The organism is Streptomyces sp. CB09001, from assembly GCF_003369795.1.
Taxonomy (GTDB): Bacteria; Actinomycetota; Actinomycetes; order Streptomycetales; family Streptomycetaceae; genus Streptomyces.
Window position 1 is genome coordinate 6,722,804 of the sequence record NZ_CP026730.1, and the last position, 25,030, is coordinate 6,747,833.

Sequence of the window (25,030 nt, forward strand, 5' to 3'; positions counted from 1 at the left end):
CATGCCTGGCCCAGCCCGCCCTGAAAGCCCGAGGAGCCACTGCTAGTTGACGCGTCAATCACTGACCTCTAGCATAGATGATGCATCAACCAAATGGGGAGGTCGCCCGGCCGGGCCATCCCGTATCTGCCTCACCGCGGGGCATCGAGATGCCGGGAGCTCCCGGAGACCCGCGGACGCAAGGCTTCAGAAGGGGAATCCCATGAGTACTGAGAACAAGACCGGACTCGGCGCGCTGCTGACGCCCGAGGAAAGCGTGCTCACCCTCATTGACCATCAGCCGTTCCAGTTCGCCAACCTGCACAGCCATGAACCGACGATGGTCATCAACAACGTCGTCGGGCTCGCCAAGGCAGCCAGGGTGTTCGACGTCCCGACCATTCTGACAACCGTCGTGGAGGAGCGCGGCGGCCTCCTTCTCCAGGATCTGCAGGATGTGTTCCCGGAGCAGAAGCCGATCAACAGGACCTTCATCAACACCTGGCAGGACGAGCGGGTCGTGGATGCCGTCAAGGCGACCGGACGTAAGAAGCTGATCATCGCCGGCCTCTGGACGGAGATCTGTGTGGCCATGCCGGCGATACAGGCGGCAGGCGAGGGCTTCGAGGTCTTCGTCGTCACCGACGCGTCGGGCGGTGTCTCGAAGGAGGCCCACGACATGGCGGTGCAGCGCATGATCCAGGCGGGCGTGGTCCCGATCACCTGGATGGCGGTGCTGGGCGAGTGGCAGCGGGACTGGGCCCGCGAGAAGACCGTGCAGGGTGCCGCCGGGGTCCAGGCACAGCATGGCGGTGCGAGCGGTGTGGCCTTCGCCTGGGAGATGCAGCTCCTGGCCACGTCCCCCGGAGAAGAGGCCTGACATCCCCGCCGCCCCGGGGAGGTGGTCCGGTACGACCACGAAGGGAACGCCGACGATTTCCCGGCAGGACGAGCGGCTGATCGACGAGTACGACGTGGGTCTCACTGCCGTGACGGTGCCCGTAGCAGCCTGTCGAGAACGGGCCGCCGGATATTCCGGCGGCCCGTGTCCGCCAACCCGGTCATCACAAACTGATGGGCTAGAGGTTGTCCCGTAACCAGTGATGCTGCTGGTGCGTTGGTCGGGCGTGGGTGGGGTGATCTCAGCAGATGATCCGAAGTGGATCGAGCCTTGGCGGGTCTGACCGAGGTGCAGTTCGCGCGGCTGGTGGCACTGCAAGAACTACCGGTACTCGACCAACCTGCAGGTCGTCATCGACGCCAACAGCCGCCTGGTCGTGGCCATCGGTCTCCCTCTGCCCCGGCAGCCGCAACGACTGCCGGGCCGTTACCGAGTCCGGCATCGATCGGGCCTGCCGCGGCGCCCCGACCCTCGCCGACGGCGGCTACCCAGGCACCGGCCTCCTCGTCCCGCACCGCAAACGACGAGGCCAGGGCCGCCTCAGCCCCTCGCAGGAGGCAGAGAACACCGAACATCGCCGGGCACGAGCGCGCGTGGAACACGCCCTGTCGCGGTTGAAGAACGTCCGTCCCTGACGTCACGCTCACGAGTGGCGATGAGCAGAGTCACCGACGGGACCCAGCGGCCATTCCGAGACACTCACTGATGTGACGACGCCACGGCGATTGTGCTGTTGACGATGACCGCGGTCATGGTGCGGGCCACCGCTTCGCCGGCGGCTCCGGCACCCCAGTTGCCGTGTTCCAGCTCCCGGGCACGGTCGATCACCGCCGAGGTCCAGGGGATCTGCGGATCGAACTGGGGGAGCGTACCGCTGGCCCAGATCAGAGCCGTCAGTGCGGCGATGCGAGCGGTTGGCTCTACGCGGTCGACGAGGGCGTCGCGGACTTCTTCGAGGAGGCCGGCCCGACGCCCGTTCCGGCTGTCCTTGAGGACGCTCGTCCTGAAGAAGCCGAACACCTTGTGACTGTCCCTGCGAATGTCGCCACGGGTGATGAGACGTTCCAGCACGAGGTGACGGAGCCCCGGACCGATCGCGGGGAGCACCGTCTGGACGCCGCGTGGTGTGTCCGACACATACTCCCAGGCGGAGAGGAGGATCTCGTCCGACGGCGGTGGCTTGTCCCGGACGGCTTCCACGGTGACGGCCCCGGCCCGGGTGGTCGTCACGGCTACCGATTCGTGAAGGGCGAGGTCCGCGAGCGCGGCTCCGGCGAGCACGTAGAAGAGAGTGGTCTCGCCGGCAACGACTCCGGACTCGGGTTGAAAAAGCAGAAGCAGGAGGTCCTCGGGCAGGGTCGGGGAGTCCGGTCCAGTCGCGGTCCAGGGTGTCTCTGTCCTTGCCTCGATGGATGGTTCGTCAGGTTGTTCAGTCATGTGTCGGGTTCCTCCCCTGACTGCCCGGAGCAGGTACGGGCAACGGCGTGTCACCGGAGGCGGGCCGGAGACCTCGCCCGTTCTGCGTCAGTGTGCGGTGCGGCGCGCTGCGGACTCCACCCTGGGTGATCAACCGCCCTGACCTCCTCCCGCGAACGTGGCGTGCAGGTCGGCGCGGTCCACATGGTCCACATGGTCCACGAGCATGACGCGGCCGTCATCGCCCGGATAGGGATCGGGCATGATCGATTCCGGGTCGACCAGGTAGACCTCGTGACCAGTCAGCGTCAGCCGGCGCGCGACCTCCAGCAGGACGCGCCGTGCCACGTCGTCGATCGAGTGGACCCTTGTCAGGTCCAAAGCCACCCTGACGTCCGCAGGGGGGATGTCCATGGCTTCCTGAACAACTCGCTCGGCCCCGGCGAAGCCGATGCCCCCTTGCAGTTGCAGGACCCGGAGCGCGTTCGGTCCGCTGCCGACGACATGGTGGGACCGTACGACGGCACGCGCAGCGGCGGGAACCTCCATCACATGCAGACCCATGTCGGAAGAGAACCGTTCGAACAGTGACACCCCGCGAACGCTGTTCCCATGGCCATCCAGTCGCGGTGAGAACGTGGCAATGCCGATCTGTCCGGGGAGCGCGCCGATCAGACCTCCGGCCACCCCGCTCTTCGCCGGGATGCCTACCTGGGTCGCCCAGTCACCGGCGGCGTCGTACATTCCACAGCTGAACATGACGCTCAGCACCTGACGCACCACCGGTTCCGGCACCACCTGCTCGCCCGAGAGAGGGTTTGTCCCACGGTTGGCCAACGTCGCGGCCATCATGGCGAGATCTCGCGTGGTGACGAGTACCGAACACTGGCGGGTGTAGCCGTCCACGATGGCCCTCGGGTCCTCGGTGAGGACATTGTGGTTGCGGAGCATATGGGCAATGGCGAGGTTGCGGTGCGCATGCTCCATCTCCGACGCACATACCGCCTCATCCATCTCCAGCCGACGACCGGCAAACGCCGAGAGGCCGTGGAGCACGCGTTCCACACGCTCTCTCGGGTTCAGGTCCTCTGCGCCGGCCAGTGAGTGCACGGTGATCGCCCCGGCGTTGATCATGGGATTGAGAGGACGCCCCGTATCGCTCTCGAGCGAGATCTCGTTGAACGCCTCTCCGGACGGCTCGACACCGACTTTGGCGAGCACAGGGTCGAATCCACGATCGGACAGCGCCAACGCATAGATGAACGGCTTGGAGATCGATTGGATGGTGAACTCGGTATCGATGTCCCCGGCGCCGTAGACCTCTCCGTCAATCATGGCGAAGGCCGCACCGAGGCGCTCGGGGTCCGCTGCCGCGAGCTCGGGGATGTATCCCGCCGGCTCCCCGGACCTGTGCGGCTGCACATCTCTCAATGCCTCGGCCAGATAGTCGGGAATGATGGGCCGCATTCGTCCTCCATGCATCATGGCGGTCTTCACGCTGCGAGAACCGCGTTCCGTCCGCCCTGGTATCGGGCTGCACCTGGCTGCGCGTCACTGCGTCACAGTGTCGATGCACTCCACGGGGATGACCTGACGCCCCGCCGGGCGCGGCGCGCGTGATCAATCCCGGGTCCTCGGTGTGCCCCGGCGGAATACCCACCGCCAGCGGTGAATTGATCGAGCCGGCGATCTCGAGGGCGACCGTTGCGGATATCGACCGGTGCCCCGCTACGAGTGCTCGAGTAGCTCTGTCGGAGCAGGGGCGGCGGTGAGTACGCGAAGCTGGTCGGCGTCGACATGTGCTCCGAAGGCGGGGTTTCCGGGCTCGAGCCGGACACCCGCTGCGAGGTCGCCGATGATGAGTGGGTCGAATCCGAGGGTGTCGACCAGCGCGGACACGACGGCGAGGTCCTCGGGCGAGTCACCGGCGATCGCGATGGCCTTGCGTCCGAGGCCGCCGGCCGGACGCGCCCCGTCCTCGAGGTCGTGGTATCCCGTGTGGTTGAGGGCTTTCACGACACGCGCGGCCGTCAGGAACCGCTGTACGACTTCACTCGACGAGGTGTCGGGTGGGAGGAGGGTGTCGCGGGGACCATCGACCTCCCACCAGTGGTTCATCGCGTCGATGACCAGCTTGCCTTCCAGCTTCGAAACCGGGAGGTCACGGTGTTTGCCGAGCGGGAGCGCCAGGACCACCAGGTCGGCGGCATCCGCGGCCTGAGCCGGCCATACGGCGGTTGCCCCGGGGGTGAGAATCTCGGCGGTGAGCGCGATCCTGGAGGGGTCACCGGACCCGGAGATCAGGACTCGATAGCCGGCGGTGACCGCCAGGCGCGCCAGGACGGTGCCGAGCTTACCGGCTCCCAGGATCCCGATGGTGGTGACCGGGTTGGTCATCGCGTCGCTCCCGCCGTGGCCGCCGGCTGCTCGGCCAGGAGCTCGCGGACCCGAGGGATGACCTGGGTGCCGTACAGCTCGACCGAGCGCAGACGTGCGGAGGCTGAAACGGTGCCGGCGGCGGAGTAGATCATGTCGAACCGGCCCGCGTTCAGTGCCCTGATGGTGCGGGCGATCTTGACCGCGACCGTCTCGGCCGAGCCGACGTACAGCGATCCGCGGTCCACCTCGGCGTCGAATCCCTCACGGCGGAGCGGCGGCCAGCCGCGCTGCCCCCCGATCCGGTCGCGGATCTCCTTGTATCCGGGGTAGAAGAGTTCCTTGGCTTCTTCGTCGGTGGAGGCGACGAAGCCGGGCGAATGCGTCCCGACCGGCTGTGCGGTCGTGCCGAACTCCTGGCTGGCACGCCGGTACAGGTCCGCATAGGGAGCGAACCGGTTGGGCGCGCCGCCGATGATGGCCAGCATGAGCCGGAAGCCGTACTGCGCGGTGCGGATCACGGACTGCGGTGTCCCGCCAACTCCTACCCAGGTGTTGAGCCGTCCCGACTCCGTCTTCGGGTACACGTCTGCGTGGTGCAGGGCGGCGCGAGTGGCGCCTTCCCAGGTGACCGGCTTCTCGTCCAGGAGCCGATGGAAGAGGTCGATCTTCTCCTCGAACAGCACCTCGTAGTCCGTGAGGTCGTACCCGAACAGGGGGAACGACTCGGTGAAGGAACCGCGTCCCAGGATCACCTCGGCGCGGCCGCTGGAGAGCGCGTCGACCGTGGCGAACCGCTGGAACACGCGCACAGGGTCGTCCGAGGACAGCACCGTCACGCCCGAGGCGAGCCGGATCCGCTTCGTGGTTGTCGCGATGCCCGCCAGCACTGTCTCAGGGCTGGAGATCGCGTACTCGGGACGGTGGTGTTCGCCCAACGCGACAACGTCGATACCGACCTCATCGGCGAGGACCGCTTCGGTTACCGCCGCGCGGATCGCCTGAGCGTGCGAGACGATCTCGCCTCGGTCGTTCCGGGGGCGGTCTCCGAAGCTGTCGATACCGAACTCGATCTGCGGCACATCCATCGTGTTCACTTCGCTCAGCGCTTTCGTCGTAGCGGGGCAGGGCGGTGTGTGTGGCGCGACGGCCTGACGGAACGACCGTCCAGGGCGGCTGCGCGAGTTCCGGCCCGTCAGGGTCCGTGCCAGGTCATTCCCACCGGTCTAGTTGACGTGTAAACAATGACACCTTATGGTTTACACGTCAACTAGACCGCGGTGCGATGCCGGCATCCCGGGCGTACGCCGCTCCGCGGAGCTCGGCCGCCGGGCGTTCGGCGATCCGTGCTTGCCGGCCGGCCGCAGGTTGAACTCAAATCACCGTCGAGGATGTGATCCTCTGTCGGGAGGGGGCTCGCCCCCGACGGTCACGCCGAAACGGTGGCTCTGAACCTGCGGGAGATCCGCGAAGGCGTGTACCTGAACTCCTGGACCGAGGCGAGCGGGGCCACCGTGACGCACCTGGAGGACTTCGAGAACGGGGCGCTGTATTCGAACGTGACCGTCGACGGCAAGCTCTACCACTTCACCGGAACCATTGAGGAGGCCTGACCATGGCCCAGTACGCCGCAGCGCAGGACGACAAGGCACAAGGCAACGTCGACATCGTCCTCACCGCCATGCGGGAGTTGTTCGCCGACAAGGACCTCACCGCGATAGACCGATACTGGGCCGAGCCCTACATTCAGCACAGCCCGCAGATGCCCAATGGACTCGACACCCTGCGTCAGGTCGTTCCGAACCTGGAGGGCTTCTCCTGGGAGCCGCAGCGGATCGCCGCCCAGGGCGATCTGGTCTTCACCCACAGCATCGTCCACGGCTGGGCCTCGGACCCCGTGGCCATCGTCGACATCTTCCGGCTGGACGACGGACGCATCGTGGAGCACTGGGACGTCGTCCAGGACATCGTCCCTCCGGAAGAATCAGCCAACGGCAACGCCATGGTCTAGTCCGGCTGCTTCTCCATGTGATCCAGGACGCGCTGGGAGATCCGGCCGAGCGTGTTGAGCTGGTTCGGGGTCAGGGCATCGACGAAGAGGCGGCGGACGTGCTCGACGTGCAGAGGCGCGGCCTCTTCGATCGCCCGGTAGCCGGCCGGGGTGGCCACGATGAACGCTCCGCGTCCGTCGTCGGGACACTCCTCCCTGGCTACGAGCCCGCGTTTCGCCATCCGAGTGACCTGGTGGGACATCCGGCTCTTCTCCCACTCCACGAGTTTGGCCAGATCCAGGAAGCGCATCCGGCCGTTACCCCTCTCGGTGAGGCTGGCGAGCACGATGTAGTCCGCTGCTGACATCCCGGAGTCGGCCTGGACGCGTCGCGACAGCCGTCCGATGAGCTTCTCCTGCATGCGGATGAAGCTGTCCCAGGCGGCCTTCTGGTCCGGGTCGAGCCAACGCGGCTGTGCGTCCATGAGGTCAGTCTACGAAACCGTTGACAGCTCACCTACCGGACGTGCCGGTGTGAGGCGTGCTTCCCGCAGGTCCGGAGTCCGGCACCTCGCGCTCGCGCTGCATCGCGGACGCCCTGGGAACGTTTCGGTTGATGCGTCAACTTCGTAGGGCTAGGCTGATGTCCTGGCTGACGGGATGCTGCCGAGTCGAGCCGGATCAGACGCACGAGGAGGACATATGACGGTCGAAGTGAGCGACATGCCCGAGGCGAAGCGCTACGAGGCCCGTGTCGATGGAGAGTCCAAGGTGGCGGGCGTCGCGGAGTACATCCGTACGACGGAACTCGTGGCGTTCGTGCACACCGAGGTCGAGGCGGAGTACGAGGGCGCGGGAGTCGGGTCCGCGCTGGCCCGCACAGCCCTCGACGAGGCGCGCGCCGCGAACCTGCGGGTGCTGGCCACCTGTCCCTTCATCGCGGGCTGGATCAGCAGGCACCCCGAGTACCAGGACCTGCTGTACCAGTCCCGCAGCAAGGTCACCGACTGACAAGCCGAGCACGACGGGAGCGGAGGCGGGCATGAGCGGCGAAGCCGAACAGAAGTCCTGTCAGACGGAATCGATCACGGTGACCTTCGAGGCGAGGCGCTGCCTTCACGCCGCCGAATGCGTCCATGGTCTGCCCGAGGTGTTCGACCCGACGAAGCGACCGTGGATCCAGCCGGACAGGACCACGGCCGAGCTCCTGGCGGAGATCGTCCGGCGCTGTCCCTCGGGCGCGCTCCAGTACGAACTCGTGCCGGGCGGGACGGAAACCCCGAACGGCCCACCACGATCACCCGAAGCGCCACCGGGCAACTGGCCGTGCGCGGGCAGCTGAGCGTGGACACGCCGCACGGCGCGCGCGCCGAGACCAGGGCCGTACTGTGCGGCTGCGGTCGGAGCGGCCTCCAGCCATACTGCGACCACGCGGGGCCACGCGTTCAATCGCGCATCGATCCTGAGCAAGCACCGCGTACCGCCGCCTCGTGACCATTAGGGCCACTGCTCCGGATCTTGACGGTCACCGGATGACGCTCCCGGCTCCTGCGTCCGGGAAGTCCCCGAAGTTGTGCGCCGGTCGATCTCCGAGGGCCGAGCTCTGGGCGGGTCTGCCGGGCAGCCGAGGGTGTGATCCGGTGGCCACCTTCTCGGCAACGTCCCTAGATGGTGACCGCCACCCAGATCGTGGCCGAGATCTTGTCTGCGGAGAGGACCTGCTGGGCGGCCTCGTACGCGGACGTCTGCTTCGAGGCGTTCGCCGGATCGGTTGCGGCCTCCGCCAGAGCGAGGGCGGCGCGCTCCGGGGGAGTGAACAGGCCGGTGTCCCGCCATGCGCTCAGGACTCCGAGTCTCTGGGGTGATTCGCCGGCGCGCAGGGCCGCTCTGGTGTGCACGTCGAGGCAGTAGGCGCAGCCGTTGAGCTGGGAGACGCGGAGGTTGATCAGTTCCACGGTGGTGCGGTCGAGTCCGGCCTCGGAGGCTGTCGTTCGCACCACTTCCGACACCTGCACCAAGGCACGGAAGGCCTGGGGACTCTGTTTGTCGATGAAGACCCTTCGGGTCGGGGAGTTGTGGGTGTGGTCGCTCACGACGGGGCTCCTTCGGGTCACGCTCACAGTGGCCTGTCTCCGGGTGTTGTGGCCATCGGCCTGCCTCCATGGCATTCTAGTTGACGTGACAACCAGAACCAGGAGGTGCTCCCCATGAGCAACGCGGAAACCGGTCCCGCGGCTCTTCGCTGCGGAGCGTTCACCGAACGCGACCGACCGGCCGGATCCCCCCATGTCGACGTCCTGTCGGCTCGAGAGGTCCCCCTCGGCGGTCCACGCGCGCTACGCGTGCGGCGGACGCTGCCCCAGCGGAAGCGCACGCTCATCGGCGCCTGGTGCTTCGCCGATCACTACGGTCCGCACGATGTCGCCGCGTCGGGCGGCATGGACGTGCCGCCGCACCCACACACCGGCCTGCAGACGGTGAGCTGGCTGTTCAGCGGAGAGGTCGAACATCGCGACACCCTCGGCAGCCATGCCCTGATCCGGCCCGGCGAGATGAACCTCATGACCGGCGGACGCGGCATAGCCCACTCAGAGGTCTCCACCGCGAACACCACCGTCCTCCACGGCGTCCAGTTGTGGGTCGCACTGCCCGGTGAACACCGCGACGCCGCCCGGGACTTCCAGCACTACGTGCCCGAACTCGCGCAGGCCGACGGGGCCGAGATCAGGGTCTTCCTGGGCTCGCTCCTCGGCCGGACCTCCCCGGTCCGGACCTTCACGCCGCTGCTCGGCGCCGAAATCGTCATCGAACCCCACGCGACGCTCACTCTCGCCGTGGACGCGACTTTCGAACACGGCCTCCTCGTGGACACTGGGGACGTCCGCTTGATCGACGCGGTGCTGCGGCCTGCCGAACTCGGCTACGTCCCTCGTGGCTCGGCCACCCTGACGATGGTGAACGAGGCCGACGCCCCGGCGCGGGCCGTCCTCCTCGGAGGACCTCCCTTCAGGGAAGAGATCGTCATGTGGTGGAACTTCATCGGTCGCAGCCACGAGGACATCGTGAAAGCTCGCGAGGACTGGGAAGCCTCCTCCGACCGCTTCGGCGTCATCGAAAACTTTCCCGGCGGGCGCCTCCCCGCACCGGCCCTGCCGAACGCCGTCATCACACCGCGCCGGAACCCACCAGCCGTCTGACCTCCCTCACGAAAGGCACACCATGAGCGAGTCCTCCACCACCACAGTCGTCGAGCGTGCGGACGCCGATCGCCGGTACGAGATCCTGGTCGACGGCCGACGCGCCGGTCTGACCGCCTACCGTGACCTGAACGTGCAGCGTGTCTTCTTCCACACGGAGATCGACGAGGCCTTCGCCGGCCAGGGACTGGGCTCACAGCTGGTTCAGCAGGCACTCGTCGACGTGCGCGCATCCGGAATGCGGATCGTCCCGGTCTGCCCGTACGTCGCCAAGTTCCTCAAGCGGCACGACGAGTTCGCGGACATCACCGACCCGGTCACACCTGATGTCCTGCGGTGGCTGAAGGCGCAGCTCGGCTGAGTGCCCATCCGACCGCCGAGGCAGTCGGGCGCGGAAGCTGCGGGAGCTGTAACCCTTGTCTGCGATGACTTGGTCGGGCCTGCAGCGCGGCCGGCCGGGGCCGGGGCGGGGAACACGAATCCGTTCCAGCAGAGGGCGTGCGCAGACGCTGTCGATGGTGGAGCCGATCTGGACCAGCCAGTCGATGTCGCCGGCCGCGTCGGCGTAGGCCTGGATCTGGTGCAGGGTATATCGAGCCACGCTCGACGTTCCGCACGAGCTTGTCGAGCACGTTGCCTGGCCGCTCTACGAGCACTGCTCATGCTGGGCCGCCGTTCGCCCAGCCCGGCGAATCAGCCCGACCGTCCCAGCCACCCACACGCTCCTGACACGCGACTGTGCAGGATGAAAGGAGGCTCTTTGACGGTTCAGTAGTCACGTTGTCTGAGGGCGATCCGCCGAGTGAGGTTGATCACCGCTCGAGTCGACTTCCCCACCACCTGACCACGATCAAATCCTGGCTTGATCGGACACCAGATGCCAGTCGCTTCAGGCGGAGCAGACGGGTTGGCCGTCGAGGCCGGCCGGGGTCGCCGTGCCCGAGAGGTAGCGGTCGAGCATCTCGCGGCGCTGAGTGATCTGTTGCTCCTGACGGGCGAGTTCGTCGCGGACCTGCCGGACGCGGGCCAGGAGTTGGGTGCACTCGCCTTCGGGAGGCGTCGGTGCGGTGCAGGGAAGAATGTCCCGGATGATCTGGGAGGGCAGTCCCGCGCGGTAGAGGTCCTGGATGAAGGCGACCTGGCGTACGGCCTCCTCGCCGTAGTCCCGGTAGCCGTTGGAGCGGCGGTCGCTGGAGAGCAGCCCTTGGCCCTCGTAGTACCGGAGCGAACGGGTGCTGGCCCCGGTGGCCCTGCTGAGTTCTCCGATGCGCATACTCTCTCCTCCGCCGGGCCAGGCTTGACATTGACGTTAATGTCAGAGTTTACCGTTCCGGGCATGAAGTCGAAAAAAGAGACGAGCGGGGTGTTGCTGTCGTGACCGGTGCCGCGACAGGCATTGGGGCCGCGATCACCGAGCGGCTGGCCGAACAGGGCATGCACCTGGTCCTGGTCGCACGGGACGGCGCCCGCCTGGAGGCGGCGGCCAAGCGGCTGCACGCCGAGTACGGGGCCCAGGTGTCGACGCTCGCGCTGGACCTGTCGCAGCAGTGTGCTCCAGCTCGGCTGGCCAAGTGGCTGACGGGTTCGGGAACCGAGGTCGACGTGCTGGTCAACAATGCCGGCGCCAGCCTGATGGGGCCGGTCGCCAACAGCGATCCCGCGCGGCTTCGGGGCCTGGTCAACCTCAATGTCGGCGCGATGGCGGAGCTGACAGCGCTCTTGCTGCCCGCGATGGTCGCGCGGGGGCGGGGGGCTGTCGTCAACATCGCGAGCACCGGTGCGTACGCACCCGCTCCGTATGTGGCCGCTTATGCGGCCTCGAAAGCTTTCGTGCTCTCCTTCACCCAGGCGGTGTGGGCCGAGACGAAGGCGACGGGGGTGCGGGTCGTGGCGGTCAGCCCCGGCCCCACCGACACTGCGATGAACACGCGGCACATGCCGGGCAAGCGCGAGCCCGGTTCCGTCGCGGACACCGTGATGACTGCCTTGCGCAGCCGGGGCCCGGCAGTTGTCGATGGCGGTCTCAACGGCTTCCAGACCTTCGTATTCGGTCGCCTGCTGCCCGCGTCACTGGCTGCCCGGATCGCCGAGCGATCCCTGCGCAGGGCGGCGCTCGGGCACTGAGGCTCCGTGCCTCCCGGACCTATGACGCCTCGTCAGGAAGCAGCATTGTCGTGGCAAACGCCCTACCGCCACCACGCCGGACCACGCACCGACGCGAAGTGACACCAGCCTGCCTTGTGTTGGGGGTGCCACAGCCTTCGCGGGCCCGGTGTTGGTATAGACGCGGGGTCGCCTCGCCTGCCTCTCCGCCCGGCGGCTCCCGGCTTCCGCGAGCCGTGACCGGCGGTGCTCACGCAGAGATTCGCACCTTCAACACCCCGCGATACAACGGATATGCCCTGATCGCGGCCTTCTGCAAAGCCCTTGAATGCAGCCGGACCGGTACAGGCGTGGGTGAGACCGAGCGCTGGAAGGCCGCACGCCAGGACAGCAGGCCATCACCCCAGCCAGGCCGGGCCCCATCCGGCTTCGTACAGGAGGCGCTCGGCTTTGGCTGATCCGACGACAGCGGGGTCGGATGGGATCACCCCGCCCGGCCCCGCTGCTCGCTCCCGGCTACTCACCGGCTGAGGCGGAACGGGCGCGTGCAGGTGTCCGTCTGCCACGGCAGGCGTGCTGGCCGTGACCTTCTCCGCCGGGCGCAGCCCTGGCCTATGAGCCCGTCACTTTGGCGAATGACTTGGGCTGGTGCGACGCTTGCTCGTCCACCTGTCTGCGGTCCGACGCGGCGGCGGAGCCGTAGAGCTCTCTCGTTGCGGACTGATGCACTGGTCCATGCCCGTCAGGGAGCCTCATCGTTCAACTGGCGCCGCCCCTGGCGGTCGTCATCAGTGCGTGGCTGCGGCTGCGGGAGGTGGCCCCAGACGGTCGTCGAGACCTGGGTTGCACTTCCGGCAATGCTCTTACGCCGTCGGCATTGCCGGCGGCGTAAGAGCGGAGGTCAGGGAGCAGGCTTGGCCGCTTCTGCCTCTGCCGCACGGGCGAGGCGCTCGACCCAGTCCTGGTGGTAGCGGTAGAGCGCACCGGGGTGCTTGCGTCCGAGTTCCTCGACGAAGAAGGGGCCCTGCTGGGTCTCCTCGGTCAGTACGTGACAGCCGTCGGCCGTGGGCGTGATGACCCAGCCGTGGTACGCGCTTGAGCCCGTTTCGTCGCCGTCGACCGTCGTCTCCCACGCGAGCCGGGTGAACGGCTCGTACTCCGTCACGTTGAGAGACATGGAAAATCCGACCGTCACTCGGCTGAACTTGGTTCCGAGATCCAGTTCCGGCCCGCCGGTGAGGATCTTCACGCGGTCCTCGGGAGGGAAGTAACTCGACCAGTTCTCAGCTTCGACGAGCAGCTTCCACACCACTTCAGGCGGCGCCTTGACGTCGATATCGTTGAGCGCGTAGAGGGCCGAAATTTTTGGATCATACTGTTCGGGCCAAATGACCTTGTCATACATGGCTATTCACACCTTCTGGATGTCTTGGTGAGCGCTTCGATGCCTATCGTGGGTCAATGCATCTGAATCTCGCGCTCGGTCGCCACCTTGGCGAGCGCTGCAAGCAGCCTCTCGTGCGTACGCCAGAAGACTTCCGGGTCCTGCTTTGCCAGTTCGATCCAGAGCGGGCCCTGCATCGTCTCCTCGGTCCAGAGATGGCTCCCCTTCGGGGTGCGTGTAATGATCCAGGCGTGGTATGCCACGGATGCCTCAGCGGCCTTGGGATAGCCACCCCAGGCAATGCGCGTCTCAGGCTGGAACTCCTGCACGGACGCGAAGACATCCTGGCCGGCCAGGTTGGTTTCGAACCGGGTTCCGAGGCGTAGTGAGTCGTGGCCGTCAAGCAGCTGGACATGTCCGACGCCCGGGTAGAAGCTGGGCCAGGTTCGAGGGTCTACGAGCAGGGACCAGATCGTTTCCGGAGAGGCTTCGACCTCGAGCTCGTTGGTGAAGTGGATGGGTGAGCGGCTGGGGGTCATGGCCGCCGGCCAATTTACTGCTTCAAACATGGAACTCTCCATTTGTCGGACCGTTGCCCAGTCGTCGCTTATCTGCCACGCGACGGAAGGCGGATGATGCTTCATGCGCGGCTGAGGGCTACCGACTTCCTGACGGCGTCGAGGCCGGCGGCATGGTCAACAACGGGCTCGTATCCGAGTTCGGTTACGGCCTTGTCCGTGCGAAGGGTGCATTGCTGCCCGAGAAACCATCGAACGGGGACGGGGACCGCGACAGCGGCGGTCTCGGCGGCCATGTCGGGGATCGGAGCGTCTACGCCGTAGATCTCGAACTGGGCCTCCAGGAACTCGCGGAGGATGACGCGGTGCCGGTCGGTGATGAAGTAGGCCTGCCCCGGCCGACCACGCTGCCATCCGAGCACGAGTCCCTCGACGGCGTTCTCGACGAACGTGACATCGGTTGTGTGCCGGCCTCCGCCGATCCAGGCGAACTGCCCCGCCTTCACAGCTTCGGCCAGGCCCTCGACGAGGAAACTGTCGGGACCCCAGACGAACCGCGGGCGAATCGATACCGTGGCGAAGCCCGGGGCATTGGCGTCGAGCACGATCTTCTCGGCCGCAGCCTTCGCGGCACTGTAAGCGGCTTCCGAGTCGGGGCGCAGCGGTGCGGTCTCATCGACGTCCACGAGCGGCGCACCGGCGAGAAGCGCCGCTTCGCTCCCGCAGTAGACGAAGCGTGGGACCCGCGCGTAGCGAGCAGCGTCGACCGCTGCCTGGGTGCCACGCACCGTCACCAGCTCCTGCCGCTCACGATCAGCGGAGACATCCGTCTCGGCGGCGAGGTGGAACACCACATCACTGGCCGCCAAATGGTCCCGCCAAGTCAGCGGGTCGGTCAGCTCGCCCCGCATGGGCTCCGCGCCCAGCGCCGAGATCTTCGCAGCCGATGCCTCACTTCGGACGAGGACACCCACCGTGTGACCTGCGCCGAGGAGCCGACGCACCAGCACCTGGCCGATGAACCCAGAACCGCCAGTGACGAACACTTGTGCCATGAACTTCTCCTTCGTTCCGCGTGAGCCCGCTCGTCAACCCTGAGTGAGAAGGTCTCGCTGGTTGCAGCAATCAGGCGTCCGGAGGGCTTCCCTCAACTACAGTCATGTTGCGAAGGTCTGCGATAGAATTCTTGGATGGCTTCTCTGCGGGCCAGGGAGTGCCTCGTCGCAGTCGCGGACTCCGGATCGATCACGCAGGCCGCGGTGCTGCCGCATTCATCGCAACCCGCTGTCTCTCATCAGCTTGCTTCGTTGGAACGCGTCGGGGTGGAAGACGACACCGTGGAGCCTGCCGCCGCGGGCGACCACGGTCATCGCGATCGCGTCGGCAACCAGGCTGGTGCGCATGTGGTCGGAGATCGACCAGCCCACGACCTTCCTCGATCAAATGTCGATCACCGTGGCGATGTCGATCCACGTCGAGCCGACGGCTGGTACGTGATGTCGCCGCACCATCTGGTGTTCAGCGTGTCCGCGGTGAACTCGCGCATCACCAGGTCCGGCACGGGCGGCGTCGCGTGGTCCGGGATCGTCGTCCGCTTCGTCTACCGCTTGCGGTTGAACCTCCGTCCCCTCGCACGCAGCTCGGCATGGCCACGCGGAGCGCCGTAGGCGCCATGGTGTCCGGATCACCCTCAGGGGAGGTCCGATGCGGGTCGCTGCGCATCGTCGGAATCGACCTGCCCCAGCGCCTCGTCCTTGCGCGCAGGGGGCGCGGCTTGTGCCTTCACGGCGGACAACGGCCTCGCCGTATGGCTCGACCAGTCCTTCGCCCGGGCGATGCGGTCTGCCCGGTGAGCGCGGTCCGTGCGGGTCTTCCGCGTGCAGTCCGGTCCTTCTCACCGCGGTGGACCAGGTGCGGGGCTGCGCCGTCACGGACCGGCAGAGGTGCAAGCGGCGTCTCGCCTTGCCGTCAATTTGCGACCTGCTGACCAGTAGCTATCGAGATCTGGAACAGGTCATATCCAATTTTCGAATGAGGAATCCCTGTCTCATCAGGAATCCCGAGGGTGGCGCTCAGGGTTCTGGTCGCCATGACACACCTGCGCACCACATCCGAGGCGACCCACGATGCGCCCACCCGCACCCGCAGGAAACCGGTGGGGCTGTACGCACTCGCCCTGGCCAGCTTCGCACTCGGCCTGGCCGAGTTCGTGGTCGCCGGCCTGCTGCCCGACGTCGCCGACGATCTTTCGGTCAGCGACGGCAGCGCGGGCACGTTGGTGACGACGTACGCGGTGGGCATCATCGTGGGCGCCCTCGCCCTGACCACAGCCCTCAGCCGCATCCCGCCGAAATCAGCCCTCACCCGGCTCGGGGTCGTATTCATCATCGGCAACCTCCTGTGCGCGCTGGGACCGAACTTCGGGACCGTCATGGCGGGCCGGATCATCGCGGGAACGACCAACGGGGCGTTCCTGGGCATGGGCATCGTCGTGGCCGTCCAACTCGTCGACGCACGGCACCGGGGACGGGCTATCGCAACCATGCTGGGCGGTCTGACGTCGGCGAACGTGTTCGGCGTGCCGCTCGGCACCGTGTTGGGCCAGCAGTTCGGATGGCGCGTCGTGTTCGGCGTCATCGCGGCCATGGCGGTCGTCGCGACCCTGGCCATCCTCGCGGTCGTCCCCCACGTGGCGTCCGCGCCCACGAGTTCGCTCGTCGACCTGCGGCATCTCCTCAACCGGCAGGCGCTCCTGGCGATGGGCACGGCGATGTTCGGGTTCGGCGGCATGTTCGGCGCCTTCACCTACATCGCACTGACGCTGACGAAGGTTTCGGGCTATCCCACCAGCGCCGTTCCCTGGCTGCTCGTGCTCTTCGGTATCGGCCTCATGGTCGGCAACACGCTGGGCGGCAGACTGGTCGACCGTGCCCTGGATGCCACCCTGGCCGTGTCGCTCCTGGGCCTGCTGGCCGTGCAGATCGTCCTCGCACTGCTCGCCGGCCACCCTGTCGTAGTGGCGATCTCACTGGGGCTCATGGGCATGTTCGGCTTCGCCGCCGCACCCGGCTACCAGCACAAGGTGATGCGAGCGGCGGGCGCCGCCGGAGCGATCGCGTCCGGAGCCCCTATCGCCGCGGTGAACCTCGGCAACGCCCTCGGCTCGTGGATCGGCGGACTCATGATCTCGGCCGAGCTCGGCTACACCTCCCCCATCTGGATGGGTGCGGCTGCCACCGCGGCAGCCCTCGTCCTCTTCACGGTTGCCGTCGGCTCAGCGCGTAAGGCGGCGCTGTGACCGGGGTTCGTGGACGGCCGGGAGACAGACTCCCAAGCTGTTCCACCCCTGCGTGGTCGAGGACACGGCCAGTCCAGCCGCGCAGGGCGGGGACCGCTGGACATACCTGACGTACGCGCCGCTGACGCCGCGCCCCGACGACGTCGTGGCCGGCGCCATCACGGACCAGTACCTGGTGGGACACATGGTGCCGATATTCTGCGATCGTCGCACGCCGACTCCAGGGGCCCTGATGCAAGCGCGGCGGAGTGACCGGACCCGGCCTCTTCGCGGACGATTTTGAGAAAATTGTCCAATGCGTGGGGAATCGGTCCGGAGGCCCAGGCGACAGCCAGTTCCGTCGAAATTATTTCCTGCTTCAGTGAGACCCTAGCGATGTACTTCGAGCTAACCGACGTTCCGGATGTGGGCGCCAGTGAAACGCCCATCCCGCAAGCCACGTAGCCCAGTTGAGCTTGAATGGAAGTTGCCTCAATGACCGTGTGCGGCGTAATCCCCGCGGTAGCCAAAGCGGAGAGGGTCTGGTCATAGTAGTACGGTGAAATATGTCGTGCCGTCAAAACGAAAGGCTCGAACGCGAGATCAGTGATCTCTATGGGGCCGGCTCCGGCAAGCCGATGGCCGGCCGGCACGACAGCTTCGAATCGACCTGTCCTCACGGGTAGGACTGCGAGGCCGTCGACCGGGTCTCCTTCGCGCACGAAGCCGACGTCCACTGTGCCGGCCAGGAGAGAGTCGAGGCTTTCCTGTGTTCCGGCCTCTCGAAGGTCAACAATCATGTTGGGGTTCTCCAGGCGGAACCTGGGGATGACCATGGGAAGCATTTCCGCGAACGCGTATGGCACACCCGCGACCCGCAGGCAGCCGATCTCACCGACGGCGGCCTGGTTCACCGCACGCCGCGCCCTGCTGACCTGGTCGCAGATCTGGCGCGCCTCCAGGAGGAATACCTCTCCCTCTCGCGTGAGCGTCGTGCGCCGCCCGGTTCGGTCGAAGAGCTTGACCCCGAGGTCCTTCTCAAGCGCCTGGATCTGCACGCTGAGAGGCGGCTGAGCTATATGCAGCCGTGCCGCCGCCCGGCCGAAGTTCAACTCCTCCGCCACGGCGATGAAGTACCTGACGTGCCGCAACTCCATGCTCACTGTTCCCGGTCCCTTCGTTCCCTCCGCCACCCCGGAGGGTGCTGCCCGGATACGAGAGCCACGTCGCCATGGAGCCGGAGCATGCATCCGCGACATGGCCGCCCTAACGGGCACGCCTTACGGTACGCCTTGTCCGCACCCCCGGAGGTATTCATGATTTGGTGGTCTGCGATAAGGTTTTCGAATGGCTTCTCTTCGGGCGTTGGTCTTCACCGGCCTTGCTCCCCGATGCCTCGGCAAACTCGTCACTCTGGTCGCGCCGCGTTTCAGCTGCGGCACGTCGCCCTGCCTGAATCGTCCACGTGTGCCTGGCGGTTCGTTTCGTTCCGCAGTGTGGCCGCTGTGATTGAGGCCGGTGGGTCGCGTGCTGTACCGGTGGCGTCGGCTTCCCCCGTGCCGGAAGTGGTGCGGGCTCTCTTTCGGGGTCTGCGGGCGCCGGCGTGCCGGTCAGGACGCGGTACGTGCCGCAACGACCTGCCGGGCACCGCATCGAAAAGGTCATCTCCGGTGCTATCCGCGACACCCCGCGCGTGCCATCCCGCTCCCGGGCATCACCAACAGCACAGCCGTTCCACGAATTGGACCGCACCCCGCCCTTCACCACGGCGGCATAGAACGATTCGGCGAAGCTATACGGTCACGTACTGACAAGCGTGCGCTCGTCGGACCTCCACCGCAGTGGCCCCTGCGCCCGAATTGATTTTATTCGGCTCAGGGAACAGGCTGAAGGGTATGAACGCCGCTGGCGACGTCTCTCCGGACGAGGCCGGTCAGTCCGCCGGGCCCCTGGGAGCGGGACTGATCGTGATGGACGCCGAGGGCCGCGTCACCGCGTGGAGTCCGGCTGCGGCACGGCTGCTCGGCTACAAGGCCGCGGACGCCGTCGGCCGCCGTGTGGACGACCTGCTGGCCGCGGAGCCGCCACGGCCGTCCGGCCAGGAGGAGTGGCACGGCGAACTGTCCGTCCGACACCGCGACGGCCGCCGCCTGAAACTCTCCCTGTCGGCGCACCGGCTGGCGGAGGGCGGCATCGCCGAGCCGGTGTGGCTGCTGATCGCGGCAACACAGCCTGCCGTCCCCCCGTACCTCGGGGCGCAGGCACTTACGGACTGGGTGCTGACCAGTTTCCCGGTCGCGCTGTCGATCCACGACACCGGCATGCGCTGTGTGCGGCAGAACGCCACGATGCGGCGCCTTACCGGAGCTCGTGAGGACCCCGGACAGGGCCTGGCCGCGGTGTTGAGCGGCCCCGATGCCGCCCAGTGGGAGTTGCGGATGCGCCGGGTACTGGAGACGGGCCTGGCCGAGGACGGCTTCCTGGTCCGGGGACGCACCCGGGCGGCTCCCGACCATGATCGCGTGTTCACCGTCTCCGCGTCGCCGCTCCGTGACCGGGAAAGCCGGGTAATCGGCCTGTGTGCCACCGCGCTGGAGATCACCCAGGAGCATCACGGCCGGGAACGGCAGGCTCTGCTGTACGAAGCCAGCACGCGTATCGGCAGCACCTTGGACGTGATGCGCACCGGGCAGGAACTGGTCGAGATGGCCGTTCCCCGGCTCGCCGACTTCGCCAGCGTCGACCTGTTGGAAGCCCTGCTGAGCGGTGAGGAGCCGGCCCCGGGCCCGGTCACCGGTGCCGTACTGCGCCGGGTGGCGCAGCAGTCCATTCTGGACGGCGCGCCGGAGAGCGTGGCCAGGGTGGGCGATGTCGACCTCTACACGGAGGACTCACCACACGCCCGCTGCCTCGCCACCGGCCGGTCCGAGCTGCTCCGGGTGATGGATCCAGCCGCCATATCGTGGGCGCCGGGGGATCCTGTGCGTCGTGCCAAGACCCGCGAGTACGGGTTCCACTCCTGGATGATCGTGCCGGTGACCGCCCGGGGCACGGCGTTGGGGGTGGCGGAATTCCTCCGGTCCGGGCGTCTTGAGCCGTTCGAGTCCGAGGATCTGGCATTGGCCGAGGAACTGGTCGCGCGGGCGGCCGTCTCTCTGGACAACGCCCGGCGCTTCAGCCGCGAGCGCACGGCGGCGCTGGCGCTGCAGCGCAGTCTGCTGCCGCGGCGACTGCCGGAGCAGTCCGCGGTCGAGGCCGCCTTCCGATACCTTCCTGCCGGGCCCCGGCCGGGGGTGGGGGGCGACTGGTTCGATGTGATCCCCTTGTCCGGCGGGCGGGTGGCGCTCGTGGTCGGCGACGTGGTCGGCCACGGCATTCAAGCCTCCGCGACCATGGGCAGGCTGCGTACCGCCGTACGGACCCTCGCCGACGTCGACCTGGCCCCGGACGAGCTGCTCACCCATCTGGACGACCTCGTCCTCCGGCTGAGCGCAGGCTCCGAGGTGGACACCGACACCACCGAATCCGGAGGCCTCGGTGCCACCTGCCTGTACGCGGTCTACGACCCGTTGTCGGGCCGTTGCAGTATCGCCCGCGCCGGACACCCGGCGCCCGCCGTGGTTCACCTGGACGGCAGTGTGACCTTCCTGGACCTGCCTGCCGGCCCCCCACTCGGCCTGGGCGGGCTTCCTTTTGAAGCGGTTGAGACGGTACTGCCCGAGGGGAGCCTGATCGCCCTCTACACCAACGGCCTGGTCGAATCCCGGCAGCGCGACATGGACACGGGGCTCGAGTCGTTGCGGCGGGCCCTCACCGCCCCGGCCGGCTCGCTGGACACCCTGTGCGGCCAGATCGTAGGGACCCTGCTTCCGGAACGCCCCGCTGATGATGTGGCCCTCCTGCTGGCCCGGGTCCGGCGCTTCGACTCCGGTCAGGTCGCCTCCTGGGACGTGACCGCCGATCCCGAGGCAGTGGCCGGGGTCCGTGCGGACGTCCTGCGCCAGCTGTCGGCGTGGGGCCTGGAGGAGGTTGCCTTCGTCACCGAGCTGGTGGTCAGCGAGCTGGTCACCAACGCCATCCGGTACGGCGGCGCCCCCATCCGGCTGCGGCTGATCCGCGACCGTACGCTGATCTGCGAGGTCGCCGACACCAGCAGCACTGCACCCCACATGCGCCGGGCCCGCGTGTACGACGAGGGAGGCCGGGGCCTGCTGCTCGTTGCGCAGCTCACCGAGCGCTGGGGTACGCGCTATACCACCACCGGCAAGATCATCTGGTGTGAGCAAGCGTACGCAGCGGATTCCCACACCGAGCCTCGGCCCAGGTCCGACTGAGCGGGGGTCGACGCTGCACGGACGGCCACTCGGCACACGGAGCGCCCCACACGTGACATCGTGCGCGCCATCGCCGGCTGGTACAACCCGTCGGGCAACGGTTCGACCCCGCGGTGACCGGGACCGCCCGGCGTCATCGCGCCGGTCCTCTGCCGGTTCCCGCCGTGCTGGTGGAGCCGGGTCCGCAGAGTGCCGGTCGTACCGCCGGCCCGGCGTCCCTGGTCCGACTCGGAACCCGACCCGCGCTCCCGGCGGGGCCGGTGGTATCCGCTGTCCGCGATCCTGCTTGGACGGGCCCGTGCAAGCGCCGCCGTGACCCACGCACAGGTGGAGGCCGGCGCGCGAAGACCAACCATGGTCCCGGCCAGTTGTCTCATGCCTGATCGTTACCGAACCAGGGCCTCCCACCTGCTACTTCGGGACGGAAGGCACCCGGTGCCGGACATCATCGCGGATGCTTTCGCCATCGGCCGCAGCAGTTTCCGACGTTCGCAGGAAACCGAAGATCATTCCACCAGATCGCCCCCGCGCCCATACCGCTGAGCAGCCAGAAAGCGCGCGGGACGAGATCAAGTTCGATGACCTGTAATACCTCAGAAGTATCGACGGGGGTATGCAGAAGTATTGGACAGCTTGTTCGCGGCTTCGTACGTTTTGCGCCACACCACGTGCTGACTCCAGAGAAGGGAACCTCGCGGACAGCTCAGCATACAAAGCCGAGAATGATCTGAAGGCGCCGATGACAGCCGCCAGAGAGCCGGATCCCCGGAGGTCGGCGATCGAGGGCGTGATTACGTGACATCGAGGAGATCTTAGAATGCAACCGGAGCCGTACGCGCTTGGGCGAGGAATACCGACAGCGACAAACGTCGACCATATCGGGTGGACGGTGCCAGATCTTGACGAGGCAGTCGCCTTCTGCGTCGACGTTCTCGGGGGAGAGGAGATCTTCCGAGCCGGTCCTTTCGCCGACCCCGTGGGCGACTGGATGACGACGCAGTTCGACGTTCACCCACGGGCCTCAACGACGGTCGCCATGGTGCGTCTTGGGCCCACGCAAGTAGTGGAACTCCTCGCATGGGAATCCCCGGACGGACCGGGCGAGTGGCCCCGCACCAGCGACGCGGGCGCTACGCATCTTGCGATTCATGTCGGGGATGTCGAGGCAGCGATGGCCTATCTCAAGGCCCACGGATGCGTCGCATGCGGCGAGCCAGTGCTCTTGGCCGATGTTCCGCAGGCAGGCATCACGATCTTGTACGTCCGAACGCCGATCGGGCTCTACCTGGAACTGGTTTCGCACCCGGGCGGCGTACTGCCGTACGAGGAATCGACCAGTGCACGCCTTCTGCCCAGGGCAGTCGAATGGCGCAACGGATGACCTCCTACCGGGCCTGCACGCGCCGCCGGCCTGCGGCCGAAAGGCCGGGGAGCCGCCCCGGCGGATGGACGGCTCCCCCAAACAGGCCCGACAGGAATGTCTGGGTGCGCTGACGCGACCGGTGCCAACGCCGGGCTCACGAACTGAACGCCAGAAAGGACGAGTGCAGTGTCGCATTCAGTAGGAGAAATCCCGCTCAGCGCGGACGTGGTGGTCGTTGGGAGTGGAGCCGGCGGGGCAGCCGTGGCCGGCGAACTCGCACGCAAGGGCTGCCAGGTTGTCGTCATCGAGGCCGGTACGGCCGGGACAGGCGAGCACGGCCGCAATCTGGACAGCACCCCAGGCGGTACCCGAGGCTTCGCCGACTTCCTTGAAGGTGCCCTGGCACCTCTCAACCGGGCTGCGGCCACGCCGCCGAGGCTGCCCGGCCTGGTCGGGATTCACGGCGTCGGCGGAATGCTGGTGGGATGGACGCACAACTCGCCCAATCCCGATTGGTGGGAGCTGCCGGGCTGGATTGAGCACGACTGTTGGGGCCGGCTCGTCGCCCGCGCATCCGACCTGTTGCACGTGGGCGTCGCAATCAGCACTGAAGACGGGCGGTACAAGGACTTCGAGGAAATCGTCGCCCGCCGCGTCGGCGCGTTGCCCGACGGGCGAGAGGTACAGCCGATGCCGATCGCGGCCGAACCGCTGGACAGCGGCGGGTGGAGATTCAGCGCAGCGGATGACCTGCTCCGAGGCGCGCACGAAAACATCCGCCTCATTACCGATCACGTGGTCCGCACCGTGGTACATCGGCGAGGAGCCGCGACGGGAGTACTGGCCCACCCGGTCGGGGGCGGCGATCCCCTTCTCATCAACGCCGACGCCGTCGTCATCGCCGCGGGCACAGTGGGCAGCGCGCAGTTGATCGCCGCTTCCGGTCTGGAGGCCGGCCCGGCGCTCGGCGCGTACCTGACGGAACACACCATTGTCGCTTCGCGTGTACTCCTCAAGGCGAACCTGCGGCGAAACGAGGAGTCGGATCGGTTCCCGCCCTCCGTGTGGATCCCTCCGTCGCGCGCACACGAGTGGTCCACCACGATCAACGCCACTCAGTGGAACTTCAACCCCGCGATCCCAGCCGACGCGCCGTTCGACAATACGATCGACCTTCTCTCCTTCTGCCCCGTAGAACCGCAAGAGTCCAATCGACTTCAGTTCGATGCAGAGCGTGAAGACGGCTTCGGCCTTCCAGTCGCAACGGGCGCGGTCGAGTTGAGCAACAGCGATTTCGACGTGGCAGGCGATGCCCTGCGGGAGCTCTTCCTACTGTCGAGCGACCTCGGTGACCTCGTCACAGGATGGGGTATGCGAGTGCCTGCACGCGGAGGCTCGATGCACCTCATGGGGTCATGCCGAATGGGCGCAGTTGAATCCGAGAGCTCGGTCGTCTCACCGGAGGGCCGCCTTTGGGCCTACGAGAACTGCTACGTCGCGGGTAATGCCGTACTCGGCGAGAGAAACGCCTCCAATCCGACCCTGACCACCATCGCCTTCGCGCTCCATGTTGCCGATGCGATCTCCAGCCCTTCCACTTCGACTCTGGTAGCCGACTGCAAGGAGTCCTCATGATCATCGGCATCCATCACGCAGCCATCTCCACCCCCGATCTCGAGCGACTCAAGTCCTTCTATTGTGACCTGTTCGGGCTCGAGGAAGTGATGCGGTACGGCTGGCAGCAGGGCGACGACCTGTGCGACAGCATTGTCGGGCTCAGCGGATCCGAGGCGACCTTCGTCTATCTCCGTGGCGGCAATGCACACATCGAGCTGTTCCAGTACACCCACCCCGCCCCCAAGCCGCGAGATCCGGAGTGGCGAGTCTCTGATCATGGATTCACCCACATCTGCTTCGAAGTCACCGATATACACGCGGAATTCGAGCGCCTCGCCGGTGCGGGTATGCGGTTCCAGAACGATGGGCCAATAGACGCACTCGGCATGCTTCATGTCGCGTACGGCTTCGACCCCGACGGCAACATCGTCGAACTCATTGAGTTTCCCGACCGCGAGAAGGGAAGCGAGTCGGCATCACTGACCGGCGCGCCACTGCTGACCGAAAAAAGATCGCTGTCATGAGAGGAAGATCCGGCAAGAGCCAGACACGCTCCTATGAAATGTGGGCGACCG

The 25,030-nt window shown here is 67.0% G+C and carries 24 protein-coding genes and 4 pseudogenes; 15 read left to right on the top strand and 13 right to left on the bottom strand.

Going from position 1 to position 25,030, the window contains the following annotated elements; all coding sequences use genetic code 11:
• Positions 1-202 precede the first annotated feature (202 nt).
• Both C4J65_RS30960 and C4J65_RS30965 read left to right on the top strand, forming a co-directional pair.
• Positions 203-859, top strand: a complete 657-nt coding sequence (locus tag C4J65_RS30960) for a hydrolase (RefSeq protein WP_115745390.1) — start codon at positions 203-205, stop codon at positions 857-859.
• Positions 860-1,106: 247 nt separating this feature from the next.
• Positions 1,107-1,503: pseudogene (locus C4J65_RS30965) on the top strand (transposase family protein); the annotation flags it as partial.
• 76 nt (positions 1,504-1,579) lie between these two features.
• On the opposite strand, the gene C4J65_RS30970 reads toward C4J65_RS30965, so the two are convergent.
• From C4J65_RS30970 to C4J65_RS30985, 4 genes are all read right to left on the bottom strand, one after another.
• Positions 1,580-2,317, bottom strand: coding sequence for a GPP34 family phosphoprotein (locus C4J65_RS30970; RefSeq protein ID WP_205351094.1), 738 nt, complete (start codon positions 2,315-2,317; stop codon positions 1,580-1,582).
• Positions 2,318-2,446: 129 nt separating this feature from the next.
• Entirely contained in the window at positions 2,447-3,763 is a 1,317-nt protein-coding gene (locus C4J65_RS30975; RefSeq protein ID WP_115745391.1) for a glutaminase, read from the bottom strand.
• A gap of 261 nt (positions 3,764-4,024) precedes the next feature.
• Positions 4,025-4,693 (bottom strand): NADPH-dependent F420 reductase, encoded by a 669-nt coding sequence (locus C4J65_RS30980; protein ID WP_115745392.1) that lies wholly within the window; start codon positions 4,691-4,693, stop codon positions 4,025-4,027.
• On the bottom strand, positions 4,690-5,760 hold the full coding sequence (locus C4J65_RS30985; protein WP_205351095.1) for an LLM class flavin-dependent oxidoreductase: 1,071 nt from the start codon (positions 5,758-5,760) through the stop codon (positions 4,690-4,692). The genes C4J65_RS30980 and C4J65_RS30985 overlap by 4 nt, the downstream gene beginning before the upstream one ends.
• A 354-nt stretch (positions 5,761-6,114) precedes the next feature.
• Between C4J65_RS30985 and C4J65_RS36230 the strand changes: the two genes are divergently transcribed.
• Together C4J65_RS36230 and C4J65_RS30990 are read left to right on the top strand one after the other, a co-directional pair.
• Positions 6,115-6,285: a hypothetical protein gene (locus C4J65_RS36230; protein ID WP_162833430.1), complete on the top strand. Its 171-nt coding sequence runs from the start codon at positions 6,115-6,117 to the stop codon at positions 6,283-6,285.
• Between the two features lie 2 nt (positions 6,286-6,287).
• Complete coding sequence (locus C4J65_RS30990) at positions 6,288-6,683, top strand: nuclear transport factor 2 family protein (RefSeq protein WP_115745393.1); 396 nt, start codon at positions 6,288-6,290, stop codon at positions 6,681-6,683.
• On the opposite strand, the gene C4J65_RS30995 is transcribed toward C4J65_RS30990, so the two are convergent.
• Complete coding sequence (locus tag C4J65_RS30995; protein ID WP_115745394.1) at positions 6,680-7,147, bottom strand: MarR family transcriptional regulator; 468 nt, start codon at positions 7,145-7,147, stop codon at positions 6,680-6,682. The two genes, C4J65_RS30990 and C4J65_RS30995, sit on opposite strands and share 4 nt — an antisense overlap.
• A 217-nt stretch (positions 7,148-7,364) precedes the next feature.
• Between C4J65_RS30995 and C4J65_RS31000 the strand changes: the two genes are divergently transcribed.
• Both C4J65_RS31000 and C4J65_RS31005 read left to right on the top strand, forming a co-directional pair.
• Positions 7,365-7,673, top strand: coding sequence for a GNAT family N-acetyltransferase (locus tag C4J65_RS31000; protein ID WP_115745395.1), 309 nt, complete (start codon positions 7,365-7,367; stop codon positions 7,671-7,673).
• Between the two features lie 31 nt (positions 7,674-7,704).
• Positions 7,705-8,004, top strand: a complete 300-nt coding sequence (locus C4J65_RS31005) for a (4Fe-4S)-binding protein (protein ID WP_240330559.1) — start codon at positions 7,705-7,707, stop codon at positions 8,002-8,004.
• A 322-nt stretch (positions 8,005-8,326) separates the two neighbouring features.
• On the opposite strand, the gene C4J65_RS31010 is transcribed toward C4J65_RS31005, so the two are convergent.
• Positions 8,327-8,755: a carboxymuconolactone decarboxylase family protein gene (locus C4J65_RS31010; protein WP_240330560.1), complete on the bottom strand. Its 429-nt coding sequence runs from the start codon at positions 8,753-8,755 to the stop codon at positions 8,327-8,329.
• A gap of 114 nt (positions 8,756-8,869) precedes the next feature.
• Here C4J65_RS31010 and C4J65_RS31015 point away from each other — a divergent pair, with 114 nt between their 5' ends.
• Together C4J65_RS31015 and C4J65_RS31020 are read left to right on the top strand one after the other, a co-directional pair.
• On the top strand, positions 8,870-9,859 hold the full coding sequence (locus C4J65_RS31015) for a pirin family protein (RefSeq protein ID WP_115745397.1): 990 nt from the start codon (positions 8,870-8,872) through the stop codon (positions 9,857-9,859).
• 22 nt (positions 9,860-9,881) lie between these two features.
• Positions 9,882-10,220 (top strand): GNAT family N-acetyltransferase, encoded by a 339-nt coding sequence (locus C4J65_RS31020; protein ID WP_115745398.1) that lies wholly within the window; start codon positions 9,882-9,884, stop codon positions 10,218-10,220.
• Positions 10,221-10,259: 39 nt separating this feature from the next.
• Here the strand turns inward: C4J65_RS31020 and C4J65_RS36440 are convergent.
• Positions 10,260-10,352 (bottom strand): annotated as a pseudogene (locus C4J65_RS36440) (IS5/IS1182 family transposase); the annotation flags it as partial.
• Between the two features lie 396 nt (positions 10,353-10,748).
• Entirely contained in the window at positions 10,749-11,132 is a 384-nt protein-coding gene (locus tag C4J65_RS31030) for a MerR family transcriptional regulator (protein ID WP_115745399.1), read from the bottom strand.
• 101 nt (positions 11,133-11,233) lie between these two features.
• Between C4J65_RS31030 and C4J65_RS31035 the strand changes: the two genes are divergently transcribed.
• A complete protein-coding gene (locus C4J65_RS31035; protein ID WP_115745400.1) occupies positions 11,234-11,983 on the top strand; it encodes an SDR family NAD(P)-dependent oxidoreductase in 750 nt (249 codons plus the stop codon).
• 880 nt (positions 11,984-12,863) lie between these two features.
• Here C4J65_RS31035 and C4J65_RS31040 read toward each other — a convergent pair.
• The 3 genes from C4J65_RS31040 to C4J65_RS31050 form a co-directional block, all read right to left on the bottom strand.
• Complete coding sequence (locus tag C4J65_RS31040; RefSeq protein WP_115745401.1) at positions 12,864-13,367, bottom strand: SRPBCC domain-containing protein; 504 nt, start codon at positions 13,365-13,367, stop codon at positions 12,864-12,866.
• A gap of 53 nt (positions 13,368-13,420) precedes the next feature.
• The gene (locus C4J65_RS31045; protein WP_115745402.1) at positions 13,421-13,915 is read right to left on the bottom strand and encodes an SRPBCC domain-containing protein; all 495 of its coding nucleotides are present in this window, start codon (positions 13,913-13,915) and stop codon (positions 13,421-13,423) included.
• A gap of 71 nt (positions 13,916-13,986) precedes the next feature.
• Positions 13,987-14,919: an NAD-dependent epimerase/dehydratase family protein gene (locus C4J65_RS31050; protein ID WP_115745403.1), complete on the bottom strand. Its 933-nt coding sequence runs from the start codon at positions 14,917-14,919 to the stop codon at positions 13,987-13,989.
• A gap of 135 nt (positions 14,920-15,054) precedes the next feature.
• Between C4J65_RS31050 and C4J65_RS37125 the strand changes: the two are divergent.
• Positions 15,055-15,168 (top strand): annotated as a pseudogene (locus tag C4J65_RS37125) (LysR family transcriptional regulator); the annotation flags it as partial.
• 12 nt (positions 15,169-15,180) lie between these two features.
• On the opposite strand, the pseudogene C4J65_RS36905 reads toward C4J65_RS37125, so the two are convergent.
• Positions 15,181-15,533, bottom strand: a pseudogene (locus C4J65_RS36905) (DDE-type integrase/transposase/recombinase); the annotation flags it as partial.
• 396 nt (positions 15,534-15,929) lie between these two features.
• Here C4J65_RS36905 and C4J65_RS31065 point away from each other — a divergent pair.
• Positions 15,930-17,162 (top strand): MFS transporter, encoded by a 1,233-nt coding sequence (locus tag C4J65_RS31065; protein ID WP_205351096.1) that lies wholly within the window; start codon positions 15,930-15,932, stop codon positions 17,160-17,162.
• A 158-nt stretch (positions 17,163-17,320) separates the two neighbouring features.
• Here the strand turns inward: C4J65_RS31065 and C4J65_RS31070 are convergent, their stop codons facing one another.
• The gene (locus C4J65_RS31070; RefSeq protein ID WP_240330660.1) at positions 17,321-18,298 is read right to left on the bottom strand and encodes a LysR substrate-binding domain-containing protein; all 978 of its coding nucleotides are present in this window, start codon (positions 18,296-18,298) and stop codon (positions 17,321-17,323) included.
• Positions 18,299-19,036: 738 nt separating this feature from the next.
• Between C4J65_RS31070 and C4J65_RS31075 the strand changes: the two genes are divergently transcribed.
• The 4 genes from C4J65_RS31075 to C4J65_RS31090 all read left to right on the top strand — a co-directional run bounded on the left by C4J65_RS31075 (position 19,037) and on the right by C4J65_RS31090 (position 24,979).
• Positions 19,037-21,475, top strand: a complete 2,439-nt coding sequence (locus tag C4J65_RS31075) for a SpoIIE family protein phosphatase (protein ID WP_115745407.1) — start codon at positions 19,037-19,039, stop codon at positions 21,473-21,475.
• Between the two features lie 817 nt (positions 21,476-22,292).
• Positions 22,293-22,856, top strand: a complete 564-nt coding sequence (locus C4J65_RS31080) for a VOC family protein (protein ID WP_115745408.1) — start codon at positions 22,293-22,295, stop codon at positions 22,854-22,856.
• A gap of 210 nt (positions 22,857-23,066) precedes the next feature.
• Complete coding sequence (locus C4J65_RS31085) at positions 23,067-24,473, top strand: GMC oxidoreductase (RefSeq protein WP_275898187.1); 1,407 nt, start codon at positions 23,067-23,069, stop codon at positions 24,471-24,473.
• Complete coding sequence (locus C4J65_RS31090) at positions 24,470-24,979, top strand: VOC family protein (RefSeq protein WP_115745410.1); 510 nt, start codon at positions 24,470-24,472, stop codon at positions 24,977-24,979. Before C4J65_RS31085 ends, C4J65_RS31090 begins: the two co-directional genes overlap by 4 nt.
• Positions 24,980-25,030: the final 51 nt, after the last annotated feature.

Bases quoted from the DNA above. Each gene is read 5' to 3' on its own strand.
- C4J65_RS30995 (WP_115745394.1), bottom strand. From the start codon at position 7,147: ATGGACGCACAGCCGCGTTGGCTCGACCCGGACCAGAAGGCCGCCTGG.
- C4J65_RS31015 (WP_115745397.1), top strand. From the start codon at position 8,870: ATGAGCAACGCGGAAACCGGTCCCGCGGCTCTTCGCTGCGGAGCGTTC.
- C4J65_RS30975 (WP_115745391.1), bottom strand. From the start codon at position 3,763: ATGCGGCCCATCATTCCCGACTATCTGGCCGAGGCATTGAGAGATGTG.
- C4J65_RS31075 (WP_115745407.1), top strand. From the start codon at position 19,037: ATGAACGCCGCTGGCGACGTCTCTCCGGACGAGGCCGGTCAGTCCGCC.
- C4J65_RS31090 (WP_115745410.1), top strand. From the start codon at position 24,470: ATGATCATCGGCATCCATCACGCAGCCATCTCCACCCCCGATCTCGAG.
- C4J65_RS31000 (WP_115745395.1), top strand. From the start codon at position 7,365: ATGACGGTCGAAGTGAGCGACATGCCCGAGGCGAAGCGCTACGAGGCC.
- C4J65_RS31045 (WP_115745402.1), bottom strand. From the start codon at position 13,915: ATGTTTGAAGCAGTAAATTGGCCGGCGGCCATGACCCCCAGCCGCTCA.
- C4J65_RS31040 (WP_115745401.1), bottom strand. From the start codon at position 13,367: ATGTATGACAAGGTCATTTGGCCCGAACAGTATGATCCAAAAATTTCG.
- C4J65_RS30970 (WP_205351094.1), bottom strand. From the start codon at position 2,317: ATGACTGAACAACCTGACGAACCATCCATCGAGGCAAGGACAGAGACA.
- C4J65_RS30990 (WP_115745393.1), top strand. From the start codon at position 6,288: ATGGCCCAGTACGCCGCAGCGCAGGACGACAAGGCACAAGGCAACGTC.
- C4J65_RS31070 (WP_240330660.1), bottom strand. From the start codon at position 18,298: ATGGAGTTGCGGCACGTCAGGTACTTCATCGCCGTGGCGGAGGAGTTG.
- C4J65_RS31080 (WP_115745408.1), top strand. From the start codon at position 22,293: ATGCAACCGGAGCCGTACGCGCTTGGGCGAGGAATACCGACAGCGACA.
- C4J65_RS31005 (WP_240330559.1), top strand. From the start codon at position 7,705: ATGAGCGGCGAAGCCGAACAGAAGTCCTGTCAGACGGAATCGATCACG.
- C4J65_RS30960 (WP_115745390.1), top strand. From the start codon at position 203: ATGAGTACTGAGAACAAGACCGGACTCGGCGCGCTGCTGACGCCCGAG.
- C4J65_RS31050 (WP_115745403.1), bottom strand. From the start codon at position 14,919: ATGGCACAAGTGTTCGTCACTGGCGGTTCTGGGTTCATCGGCCAGGTG.
- C4J65_RS30985 (WP_205351095.1), bottom strand. From the start codon at position 5,760: ATGGATGTGCCGCAGATCGAGTTCGGTATCGACAGCTTCGGAGACCGC.
- C4J65_RS30980 (WP_115745392.1), bottom strand. From the start codon at position 4,693: ATGACCAACCCGGTCACCACCATCGGGATCCTGGGAGCCGGTAAGCTC.
- C4J65_RS31020 (WP_115745398.1), top strand. From the start codon at position 9,882: ATGAGCGAGTCCTCCACCACCACAGTCGTCGAGCGTGCGGACGCCGAT.
- C4J65_RS31030 (WP_115745399.1), bottom strand. From the start codon at position 11,132: ATGCGCATCGGAGAACTCAGCAGGGCCACCGGGGCCAGCACCCGTTCG.